At 53.9% G+C, this 9,711-nt stretch carries 12 protein-coding genes; 11 read left to right on the top strand and 1 reads right to left on the bottom strand.

Annotated elements, in window-relative coordinates; genetic code table 11:
- From QJ48_RS33690 to QJ48_RS33680, 3 genes are all read left to right on the top strand, one after another.
- Nucleotides 1–325, top strand: a 325-nt coding sequence (locus QJ48_RS33690) for a cytochrome c (protein WP_157261841.1), incomplete at its 5' end; no start/stop codon positions are given.
- A gap of 156 nt (nt 326–481) precedes the next feature.
- On the top strand, nt 482–1,105 hold the full coding sequence (locus QJ48_RS33685) for a DUF1405 domain-containing protein (RefSeq protein ID WP_054977656.1): 624 nt from the start codon (nt 482–484) through the stop codon (nt 1,103–1,105).
- 54 nt (nt 1,106–1,159) lie between these two features.
- Nucleotides 1,160–2,044: a sporulation protein YpjB gene (locus QJ48_RS33680; protein ID WP_054977651.1), complete on the top strand. Its 885-nt coding sequence runs from the start codon at nt 1,160–1,162 to the stop codon at nt 2,042–2,044.
- A 7-nt stretch (nt 2,045–2,051) separates the two neighbouring features.
- Here the strand turns inward: QJ48_RS33680 and QJ48_RS33675 are convergent, their stop codons facing one another.
- Complete coding sequence (locus tag QJ48_RS33675) at nt 2,052–2,918, bottom strand: YitT family protein (protein WP_054977650.1); 867 nt, start codon at nt 2,916–2,918, stop codon at nt 2,052–2,054.
- Between the two features lie 208 nt (nt 2,919–3,126).
- Between QJ48_RS33675 and QJ48_RS33670 the strand changes: the two genes are divergently transcribed.
- The 8 genes from QJ48_RS33670 (at nt 3,127) to QJ48_RS33635 (ending at nt 9,633) form a co-directional block, all read left to right on the top strand.
- Entirely contained in the window at nt 3,127–3,462 is a 336-nt protein-coding gene (locus QJ48_RS33670; protein ID WP_054977649.1) for a nucleotide pyrophosphohydrolase, read from the top strand.
- 89 nt (nt 3,463–3,551) lie between these two features.
- Nucleotides 3,552–4,073, top strand: coding sequence for a tetratricopeptide repeat protein (locus QJ48_RS33665; protein WP_054977655.1), 522 nt, complete (start codon nt 3,552–3,554; stop codon nt 4,071–4,073).
- Between the two features lie 44 nt (nt 4,074–4,117).
- Nucleotides 4,118–4,921 (top strand): 4-hydroxy-tetrahydrodipicolinate reductase, encoded by an 804-nt coding sequence (gene dapB, locus QJ48_RS33660; RefSeq protein WP_054977648.1) that lies wholly within the window; start codon nt 4,118–4,120, stop codon nt 4,919–4,921.
- A gap of 85 nt (nt 4,922–5,006) precedes the next feature.
- On the top strand, nt 5,007–5,432 hold the full coding sequence (mgsA, locus tag QJ48_RS33655; RefSeq protein ID WP_054977647.1) for a methylglyoxal synthase: 426 nt from the start codon (nt 5,007–5,009) through the stop codon (nt 5,430–5,432).
- Nucleotides 5,429–6,133: a bacillithiol biosynthesis deacetylase BshB1 gene (gene bshB1 / locus QJ48_RS33650; protein WP_054977646.1), complete on the top strand. Its 705-nt coding sequence runs from the start codon at nt 5,429–5,431 to the stop codon at nt 6,131–6,133. Before mgsA ends, bshB1 begins: the two co-directional genes overlap by 4 nt.
- Before the next feature lie 44 nt (nt 6,134–6,177).
- Nucleotides 6,178–7,344: an N-acetyl-alpha-D-glucosaminyl L-malate synthase BshA gene (gene bshA, locus QJ48_RS33645; protein ID WP_054977645.1), complete on the top strand. Its 1,167-nt coding sequence runs from the start codon at nt 6,178–6,180 to the stop codon at nt 7,342–7,344.
- 22 nt (nt 7,345–7,366) lie between these two features.
- Nucleotides 7,367–8,662: a CCA tRNA nucleotidyltransferase gene (locus QJ48_RS33640; RefSeq protein ID WP_054977644.1), complete on the top strand. Its 1,296-nt coding sequence runs from the start codon at nt 7,367–7,369 to the stop codon at nt 8,660–8,662.
- Complete coding sequence (locus tag QJ48_RS33635) at nt 8,662–9,633, top strand: biotin--[acetyl-CoA-carboxylase] ligase (RefSeq protein WP_054977654.1); 972 nt, start codon at nt 8,662–8,664, stop codon at nt 9,631–9,633. The genes QJ48_RS33640 and QJ48_RS33635 overlap by 1 nt, the downstream gene beginning before the upstream one ends.
- Nucleotides 9,634–9,711: the final 78 nt, after the last annotated feature.

The raw sequence follows: 9,711 nt of genomic DNA, 5'->3' as shown, positions 1-9,711 counted from the left end.
CGGCGGAGAAGGCGGCGGCGGAGCCAAGAAACCGGCTGCGCAAGCTGCGGCAATCGTTGCTCCGGACGACCCGGCGGCAGCGATCTACCAAAAATCCACTTGTCTTTCTTGTCACGGCGGCGAACTGAAAGGAATGCCTTCCGCTAAAATTCCGGCGCTTCGCGGAGTTGGCGACAAGCATTCGAAGGATGAGATTCTCGGCATCATCAAGAAAGGTCAAGGCACCATGCCGGCCCAGTATGATGCGAACATCTCAAAAGGTTTGACGGAAGCTGACATCGACAAACTGGCCGACTGGCTCGCCAAGCAAAAAGCAAGCAAATAAACCAACCGAACCTGACCGTTAAGCGCGGTCAGGTTTTTTTAAGATCGAGGGGCTAAGAATCGGCAGGGTTAAACACATAAGGAGCTGGAGGGAGCCGTTTTGCTGGGAAGGAGCTTGTCGTACTGGTTTTCGCGCGAATTTTTGAGCAGCCGGTTTATGTTGTGGAGTTTGTTTTGGATTAATCTGCTTGGGACGGTATACGGCTATATATGGTACGGTAATCAGTTGGTTTATACGGCCGTTGAAATGTCACCGCTTTATTTGCCATTTGTGCCGGATAGCCCTACTGCCAGTTTATTTTTTACTTGGGCGGTAGCCTATTGGCTTCTTGACCATTATCGATCGAAGGCTGGCACATTGAATCCAACAAAGAAAAGCGGCTGGAGACGCTTTGTTGAAGCGTTCGCTGTCGTAACTTCGTTTAAATACGGGATTTGGGCCGTTGCGATGATTTTTGCCGGAGCTTATCAGGGAGATATTCTCGTATGGCAGGATTGGATGCTGGTGTTCTCCCATCTTGGCATGGCGGCCGAAGCGGTGCTGTACTTTCGCTTGTACCGATACCGTTGGCTATCCGTCATTCTTGTCGCATGTTGGGTATTGTTGAACGATACGATGGATTACGGGCAAGGGGTTTATCCGTGGCTGCCGAAAGTATTGGAGGACAATTTATCTGAAATTGCCACGTTCACTTTGGCTTTGAGCGTGTTTAGCGTCGCTATTGCTCTTGTGCTGTGGCTCGCAAGAGAGCTTCGGCCGGCAAGAACCTCGTCCAAATAGTCGGTCTAATCGGCACTTTCTCTCCATAGGATGAACTTAGGAGGGGATGTCCCAATGGCCGGAAAGGCTCGAAGATGGCGTAGGTTCGGGGTTTGGCTAACCCTGTCCGTCAGCTTATTGCTGGTTGCAACAGGGTGCGGGGAGGGGGGGAACGCAAAAGAAACGTCGGCGTCCAAGCCCTCGGCGGAGCAGGTGCAGAAGACGGAGCTGCTGGGCCGGACGGCAGAAGAGCTGTACCAAAAAGCTAAGCAAGGAGACGTTCCGGGAAGTCTGATGGCGCTTCAGCAGCTAAGCGATCAAATACCGAAGATACGGTTTGAAGGCCTCACGTCAATAGAAGGGATGAACGCCCTCACGAGGGCCGTTACAGATGCTAAACGGGTGTTCAACGCGGCAAGTTTCAAGCCGGAGGAAGGATTGGTCGCAGCCGCCAAAATTCGTCTCGCAGCGGATGCACTGACGCATCCTCATACGCCATTATGGCTACAGTATGACAAGCTGCTCTCCGACGACGTAAACCTGCTTGAAAAGGCCGCTACCGATAAAAATAGACCTGAAGTTCGAAAAGGGGCGGCATTGCTTGAGCGGCATATCGGCATCATCCGCCCGAGCTTGCTTATCAGCCGCAGTCCTACCGACGTCGAGAAGCTTGATTCGCTTGCAACTTTCATTAAGCTTCAGGCTCAAGGGGAAGGCGAGCTGTACCGCAACGTGCTCAATGCGGTTCCTCCGCTTCGCGGCCTGTTAGATAAGCTGTTTCTGAAAAGGGAAACGACCGCCTACCTGCCTTACCCCGAACAGCAGAACCCGATTCTATGGATTGTGACGCTCGGTTCCGTCATCTTGGCATCGCTCGGCTTTGCCGGTTGGCGGTTATCCAAGAAAAACGGCGGCCTTGTTCCGGTCCGCCGTCCTGATCAAGGAAAGCCGGGAAGCTGAATAAGGTTTAATTTGGCTTAAAGCCTTCACCGACGACGTCGTGAACCTCCGTAATAATGAGAAATGCGAGGGGATCGATAGAGCGGACGAGGTCTTTAAGCCTTTTCATTTCGCTCCGGGCTACGACGCAGTAGACGACGTTTTTAGGCTGCTTGGAGTAGGCTCCGACCGCGGGGAACAGGGTGGCTCCCCGGTCCAATTCCTTCGTAATCGCCGCAGAAACCTCATCCGCGTGATCGGTGATGATCATGAACGATTTGGCGGCGTACGCCCCTTCGATAAGAATGTCAATCATCTTGGAAGCGATGAACACAGCGACGAAGGTATATAAGATTTTTTCCTTCGGCAGAAAGAAGAGCGAGGCGCCGATGACGACGACGTCCATGGTCAATATCACTTGGCCGATGCTCCAGCCCTTCAGTTTGTGGGCGACTCTTGCCAGGATGTCTGATCCGCCGGTCGTTCCGCCGTACCGGAAAACGATACCGAGACCGAGACCGAGCGTAAACCCGGCATAAGCCGTTGCCAGGAAGAAATCGTGCTCCGTCCGAAACGGAACCAACCACCCTGCCTGAATGAGCCGCTCCATGACCCATAGAAAGAACGACACGGACAAAGTGCCTAGCACCGTATACCCCATCGACGCCTTGCCCAAAATGCGCCATCCCAAGTAAAAAAGCGGAATGTTCAGACCTAAAGTCGTCAAGGACGGCGGCAGCCCGAAAATATAAGAGAGCAGCAGGGCAACCCCGGTCACTCCGCCTTCCATCAATTCGTTGGAGATCACGAAATAATGAATTCCGAACGCATAAATCGCCGTGCCAAGCAAGATCGGAACGATGTTTTTCAGATGTGTTTTTAGGGATTCCGGCATAAATCCACCTCGATTCGAAAAGATGTTTATAGTAACATTCTCTTAGGTTATCGCGTTGCCCTTTTTTTCATGATAAAGTAAATGAAAAAGTTTTAAGAAGCAAAAAAAATTTGTCATTCCCCCTCACTTTGCGTTAACATGGTACTGATACGGTTGTCTCGCACAACCGTTAGTCATCTGATAATAAGGTGGGTGAACATCTCCCGGTATGTCCGAGAAAACGTTAAAGGACCTCCAAGGCGAGGTGCATGAATACATATCGCAGTTTAAGGAAGGATACTTCAAACCGCTGACGATGCTGGCCCGGATGTCGGAAGAGGTAGGGGAGCTGGCGCGGGAAGTAAACCATCGTTACGGCGAGAAGCCGAAAAAAGCGACGGAGGAAGAAAATTCCATCGAGCTTGAGCTTGGCGACATTTTGTTCATTACCATTTGCTTTGCGAATTCGCTAGGCATCGATTTGACGGAAGCGCATGATAAAGTCTTGCACAAATTCCGGACGCGGGATGCGGACCGTTGGACGAAAATAAACACCGACACTTGATCTTTTTCATATACTGTATCATCACCTTGCACTCTCATGCCGGTTGGGAAGGATTGATTCCGGCTTGGCTGAGAAAGGAGATGATGCAGTTGAAAGGCGAAGAGGCAATCAAGAAAGCGTACGAATCGATTCTTAATAACGATTTCGAACAGGCCATCGCCTGGTTCGAACATGCGATTGCGACGAATCCCGAATGCGCGGCGTATCATTATAAGCTGTCCATTACGTACGCCCGCAGCGGCAAGCTGGATAAAGCGGCGGCACATGCAAGCCAAGCGGTACGGCTTGAGCCGGAGGATGAGCATTACACATTCCATCTGCAGCACCTTCAGGCACGGCAATTGACGCTTCAAGCAGAGAAGCTGTTCGAGGAGTCGGACGAACGGCTGTGGCTGGCGGTGTCGCTGCTGCAGCAAGCGGTGAAGCTTGATCCGCTTTCACAGGAAGCTTTTTTACTATTGGGTATCGCTTATTCCCGGCTTCGGGAGTTCGCTCCGGCCGTGCAGGCCATTCAGGAACTGCTCAAGCTGGATCCGCAGCATTCCATCGGCTTGCGGCTGCTCGCGGACTACCGGCAAAAGTGGAAGGAATATATGAGCGTTACCCTATAAGTGCCACTGATCGATACCTAGGCGGAAAGGACAATGAATCCAATATGAAACCAATCATCAAAGTAGCGGTTGCCGGAGCGGGAGGCCGTATGGGGCGCGAGGTCGTCAAGCTGGTATTAGGCGATCCGGAACTGGAGCTGGCCGCTGCGGTTAACCGTTCCGCTGTAGGAACGGATGCAGGCAGACTGGTCGGCCTGGATGCTTGCGGAATTGCGGTTACGAACGATTTGGAGCTTGCTCTCGCGGAGACAAAACCCGAGGTGCTGGTTGATTTTACGGCTCCGCATTCGGCGGTAGAGCATACCCGGCTGGCTATAAAACATAAGGTTCGCCCCGTGATGGGGACGACCGGTTTTACGCCGGAAGATATTGCCGAGCTGGACAGGCAGTGCAAGGAAGCGGGGATCGGCGGATTGATCGCTCCAAACTTCTCGATCGGCGCCATTCTGATGATGAAATTCGCTGCCCAAGCCGCCAAATATTTTCCTCATTTGGAAATTATCGAGTATCATGGCGATCAGAAGCTGGACGCGCCTTCGGGCACTTCCGTGAAGACGGCGGAGCTGATATCCGAAGCCCGTCAGGAGCTGCGTCAGGGCAATCCGAACGAAGTGGAGACGATCGAAGGCTCGCGCGGAGGGTACTATAACGGTTTCCGGATTCATAGTGTTCGGCTGCCGGGCATCTTCGCCCAGCAGGAGGTCATATTCGGTGCTTTCGGACAGTCCTTGAAAATCCGTCATGACTCGTATGACCGGGCCGGTTATATGCCTGGCGTGAAGGTAGCCGTTCAGAAAGTCATGGAATATACCGGTATGGTTTACGGCTTTGAACATTTTATCGATTAAAAACGAAAGAGGACATGGGGCCGGGCCGAAGAGGACCGCTCGAGTGTCCTCGTTTTATAGGAGTTTAGAGAGGAGCTGCCATCCTATGGCATTGAAAATCGCACTTATCGCACACGACCGCAAGAAGGAAGAAATGGTAAGTTTCGTTACGGCTTATGAAAATGTGTTTCAAGATCATACGTTGTATGCGACCGGAACGACAGGCACGCGCATTATGGAAAATACGGATCTACAGGTAAACCGATTTATGTCCGGTCCGCTCGGTGGGGACCAACAGATCGGGGCATTGGTGGCGACCAATGAAATCGATTTGATTATCTTTTTGCGTGACCCATTGATGGCGCAGCCGCACGAGCCTGATATTATCGCTTTGCTTCGTCTGTGCGACGTTCAAGGGATTCCTTGCGCCACCAATATCGCGACGGCGGAAATTTTGGTCAAAGCGCTTGACCGGGGGGACTTCGCCTGGCGGGAGCTGGTACATAAATACAAACCGGGGATTGACCAATGAACGAATCGCTTGATTTGCTTATTTTCGGCGCTCACCCGGACGATGCGGAAATCGGCATGGGCGGCACGATTGCGAAGCATACGGCAGCCGGGCTTAAGGTTGGCATTTGCGACTTGACTTTGGCGGAAATGTCCTCCAACGGCACGGTCGAAACGCGTCAGCAGGAAGCCAAGGCGGCATCGGAGGCGCTTGGCCTGACCGTGCGCACCAATCTGCAGCTGCCGGACCGCGGACTTTATCTGCTGCCGGAGTATGTGGAGCGCATTGCCTTGGAGATCCGCATGTGGAAGCCGCGCTTCGTATTCGCTCCATATTGGGAGGATCGGCATCCGGACCATATCGCCTGCAGCAAGCTGGTGCAGGAAGCGCTCTTCAATGCCAAACTGAGACGGTACTTGCCCGATCACCCGGCGCATACGGTAGAAGAAAGCTACTTTTATTTCATTAACGATGTGATAGAGCCGGACGTGATGGTTGACGTGACCGCCCATTATGAGAGCAAGCGCTCGTCGCTGCTTGCGTACCGGAGCCAATTCGAGACTGCGGGCTCGGGTGCCGGGAACGATATCGTACGCACACCACTGAACCAAGGCTATCTGGAGCGGGTGGAAGCCCGGGACTCACTGCTTGGGCAAAAACGGGCGGTCCGTTATGCGGAAGGCTTTATCAGCAAGCTGCCTTACTTGACAGAACTGTTCTAAAAGCGTGATCAAATTCAGGAGCAAAAGGAGGCGGCTCGAAAACAATGAACCGGTTAAAAATCGGAATTACATGCTATCCCACGCTAGGGGGTTCGGGCGTCGTCGCCACCGAGCTCGGCAAGCTGCTTGCGGAAAAAGGGCACGAGGTTCATTTTATTACGCACAGCATGCCTTTTCGACTTGGAAAGTTCGACCGCAACATCTTCTATCACGAAGTCGAAGTCAACGACTACTACGTGTTTAAATATCCGCCATACGATTTGTCTCTGGCCAGCAAGCTTGCACAGGTGGTGAAGCTGGAAGAGCTGGATCTGCTGCATGTCCACTACGCTATTCCACACGCCGTCTGCGCTCTGCTTGCCAAGCAGATGGTCGGGCCGGAGCTGAAAGTGGTAACGACTTTGCACGGCACCGATATTACGGTTCTGGCGCAGGACGAATCGTTAAGCGACCTGATCCGCTATGCGATCAACCAAAGCGATGCGGTGACTGCCGTATCTCAGGATTTGATCCAGGAGACGCGGCAGCTGCTTGGCATCGAGAAGCCGATCGATTTGGCTTACAATTTCGTGGACAAACGGGTATATTACCCGCGTGAAGTGGCGTCGCTCCGCAAGGAGTTTGCACATCCCGACGAGAAGATTTTGATTCACATTTCCAACTTCCGTCCGGTCAAGCGGGTAACGGATGTCGTGGATATTTTCGATCGCGTCCGGAAAGAAGTGCCTTCCCGCCTGCTGTTTGTAGGCGAAGGCCCGGAGCTGTCCAAGGTGCTCTGCAAGGTTAAGGAGCTCGGGCTGTTGGATCGGGTGACGTTCTGCGGCAAGCAGGACGACGTCGCCCAGCTGTTGTCGTTAGCCGACCTGATGCTGCTTCCGTCCGAGAAGGAAAGCTTCGGCTTGGTTGCGCTGGAAGCGATGGCCTGCGGCGTGCCGACGATCGCATCGAACGCCGGCGGCATTCCCGAATTGATTACCCATGGGGAATCCGGTTACTTGGCGGACATCGGCGATGTGGAGCAAATGGCGGCGTATGCGATAGCGTTGCTGAGGGACGAAAGCCTGTACAAAAAGACGGTGGACGCTTGTTTGTACCGGGCGCGCTACACGTTCTGCAACGATTTGATTACGCGGCAGTATGAAGAGTTGTATTATCGGGTGCTTGGGCGGCCGATCCCGGAATCGATTCGGGAGAATCCGCTTAATTGCTGACAAAGGAAGCGGGATTACATACATGAGCGATGCTTTAAAGCAGGGGGCCATGCAGATTGTCCGGCGCTTGTGCGAGGCGGGGTTCGAGGCTTATTTGGTCGGCGGATGCGTTCGGGACGAACAGCTCGGACGTCCCGTAAAGGATTACGATATTGCCACCTCCGCTCATCCTGACCAGGTGCAGGGGCTCTTTGAGCGTACCGTGCCCACCGGCTTGCAGCATGGGACGGTCACGGTCGTTATCGGCAAGAAGCCTTACGAAGTGACTACGTTTCGGCGGGAAGGCGGATATGAAGCGTTCCGCCGCCCGACCGAGGTGCAGTATATCGACAGCTTGACCGAGGATTTGCAGCGGCGCGATTTCACGATGAATGCGATGGCTATCGATCAAAGCGGCGATCTGATCGATCCGTTCGATGGCCTGAACGATTTGAAACGCGGCGTGCTTCGCTGCGTCGGTCAAGCGGAGGAACGGTTCGGGGAAGATGCGCTGCGAATGATGCGGTGCCTACGTTTTGCGTCGGAATACGGCCTGATGGTGGAACAGGCGACCTGGGACGCTCTGAACTCCGGCATTTCACTGCTGCGGCATATCGCCATGGAACGCATCCGGGCGGAGCTGGAACGCATGCTTGGGGGCAGCGATCCGAACCGGGCCTTGGAGTTGCTCGCGGGAAGCCGGGCACTGCGTCACGCTAAGCAGGAGCTGCTGCTGTCCGGGCTGGACAAGGAAACGGAGTGGCCGCTCCTCTCACGGTTAACAGAAATGGAGCATCGGCTAGCCTTTATCTACATTCGACTAGGAACCGCTCCGGCGGATGTTGAAGAGGATATGATCAAGCTAACCTTCTCCAGACAGCAGATGGAGACCGTCAAACGAATCGTTGGGGCGCACACTGCTCTTGTATCCGGATTGGATGACGCGACGGAATGCGACGAAGAACCATACTTGAGACGAGTATGGATCGCCGCCGCGCTTACCTATGGCATTTCTGCGCTCCGTACGTTAAGAGAGATTTACCTGCTGGAGGACGCCCCGATTCGGACTGACAATGTCAAGTCTGTCAGGGCTGTGGATGTTTGGAGAAGACTGGGCTCCGTATGGCTGGAGCAGATGCCCGTTTCTGCTCTTGCAGAGCTGGCCGTCGGAGGAAAGGAGCTCATGAGTCATCTGGGAGTCAAAGGCGGTCCGTGGACCGGCCGGCTGCTGCACCGATTGCTTGAAAGCGCTGCGCTCGGCGAACTCCGCAACGATAAAGAATTACTGCTTGCGGCAGCGAAGGAGCATTACGAAAATATACAGGAGAACGATGAATGATGACGGATCGACTGATCGGACTGTTCGAGCAATCGGACGGCAAATTTTTGTCTGGCGAACAGTTGAGCGAGGAGCTTGGAGTCAGCCGAACCGCCGTGTGGAAGCAGATCGAGCGTCTACGGCAGCAAGGATACCGTTTCGAAGCGGTTTCGCGTAAAGGCTATCGGCTGTTGTCCAAGCCGGACAGGCTGGATATGAGCCGCCTGCAATTGAAGCTGGAGACGGACCGGTTCGGCAGGTTCGTGAAATATTTCGACCAAGTGGAGTCGACCCAAATCGTCGCGGCGCGCTGTGTTGCGGAAGGTGCCGAGGAAGGCACGCTTATTTTGACGGAAGAGCAAACTGCCGGGAAAGGCCGCATGGGACGCAAGTGGCATTCTCCGGTCGGAAAAGGCATCTGGATGAGCCTGATTTTAAAGCCGGTTTGGATTCCTTTGTTGTTCACCCCTCAATTGACTTTGCTCGTTGCCGTTGCTTTATGCCGGGCCATCCGCAGCGCGACAGGTGTGGAGGCAGGGATCAAATGGCCTAACGATCTGCTTGTCGGCGGTAAGAAGATCGCCGGCATTTTGCTCGAATCGAGCGCCGAGGATGAGCGGCTGCAGCACGTTATCGCCGGAGTGGGCATCAGCGTGAATCTGCTATCGGAAGATTTTCCTCCGGAGCTGCAGGATACAGCCACCTCACTTGCCATCGAAGCAGGTCGTCAGGTGGACCGAATTGAGGTGCTCAGCCGGTTTTTGCTGGAGTGGGAGCAGTTGTACGAGCTGTACCGGCGGGAAGGGTTTGCCCCCATCAAACTTTTGTGGGAAGCGCTGACCGTGTCGCTTCACCGGAATATCCGCTGCCGGACGCCTCAAGGAGAGTTTGAGGGGTTTGCCGAGGGGATCGATGAGCATGGCGCTCTGCAGCTTCGTACAGCGGACGGATCGGTAAAAAAACTGTATTCCGCCGATATCAGTTTTGGGTGACACAAGTTGAAAACTTTGGTATAATGTACGGTACGAAGACGGTATCCGCATGGAGCTGTACTTCAACCGTATGTTTTT

This window comes from Paenibacillus sp. A3 (assembly GCF_001399685.1).
Classification (GTDB): domain Bacteria; phylum Bacillota; class Bacilli; order Paenibacillales; family NBRC-103111; genus Paenibacillus_G.
Note: the sequence above shows the minus strand (reverse complement) of the source record. Positions and strands in the feature narration are given on the sequence as shown.